2 protein-coding genes are annotated in these 914 nt (G+C 42.9%); one reads left to right on the top strand and one right to left on the bottom strand.

Going from position 1 to position 914, the window contains the following annotated elements; all coding sequences use genetic code 11:
• The coding region (locus A3762_RS27760) for a hypothetical protein (protein WP_197469357.1) at positions 1 to 385 on the top strand (385 nt) is incomplete at its 5' end.
• A gap of 79 nt (positions 386 to 464) precedes the next feature.
• On the opposite strand, the gene A3762_RS17590 is transcribed toward A3762_RS27760, so the two are convergent.
• Positions 465 to 821: a hypothetical protein gene (locus A3762_RS17590; protein ID WP_068756587.1), complete on the bottom strand. Its 357-nt coding sequence runs from the start codon at positions 819 to 821 to the stop codon at positions 465 to 467.
• Positions 822 to 914 lie beyond the last annotated feature (93 nt).

Below are 914 nucleotides of genomic sequence, written 5' to 3'. Positions count from 1 at the left end.
AACACCGGCGCCGGATATATCAAAGCTATTAATTGAGCGGACGACCTTATACAACTTAAGCCACTATGTAGAAATACAAAAAAATGCGCCAACACCCAAAGTAGTGATTGATAGTGCTTTGCTATTCTCTGAAGGAGCGAGTGCATTGAATCGCTCTGCAAGCACAGCATTCCAAGATTTATTTGCCGATTGGAATTCGGATCAGAACGTCGAGGTGTTTGTTCTAATGAGGAAGAATGTTCAAAACGAATACGTGCATAATCAAATGCATCGCTCCCTAGAGAAGGAGCGCGCAAACGCTATAAACGCGTATCTTTCTGAGCTAAACGTAAACGCACGCGTTTCGTTTGAAGGTATATCCGCGCAGCAAGCCGGCGCTCGCTAGAAAGATAAATAGACAGATAGGAAATATTCAGACACAAAAAAAAGGAGGCTTAGGCCTCCTTTTTCGTTTTGACTACAGATTAAGCTGCAGCTTCTGCTTTCTTAGCAGGCGCTTTTTTCGCTGCCGCTTTCTTAGCAGGTGCTTTCTTAGCAGCAGGCTTTTTAGCCGCTGGTTTCTTAGCAACTGGAGCTTCTTTTTCAAACTTAGCAATCAAATCTGCTGTGAATGAACCAACAGTTTTGTTTACTTCACGCGCTTTGTCAGAAGCGATTGCCAAGTACTCATCGTGCTTAGTCTTAACAGTTTCTACGTTGTAGTACTTCTCAGCATAACCGAAAGACGCACCAGCAAGAGCCTTGTATTGACCTTCAACTGCGTCGATTGCTTTTGCTACAACTTCTTGAGCTTGTTCTTGGTAGTTTTTGATATTCGCCATGATATTTTCCTCGCTTATTAAGCATCCCTAGATTTCGTAATAACAAGGCAGTCTCGTTTTTTCGAGCAACTCCCTAAGTTGAAGCCAGAGTAA

The sequence above is a fragment of the Oleiphilus sp. HI0125 genome, assembly GCF_001635355.1.
The sequence above is the reverse complement of the archived record's forward strand: the minus strand, read 5'-3'. Positions and strand labels throughout refer to the sequence as shown.

Bases quoted from the DNA above. Each gene is read 5' to 3' on its own strand.
- A3762_RS17590 (WP_068756587.1), bottom strand. From the start codon at position 821: ATGGCGAATATCAAAAACTACCAAGAACAAGCTCAAGAAGTTGTAGCA.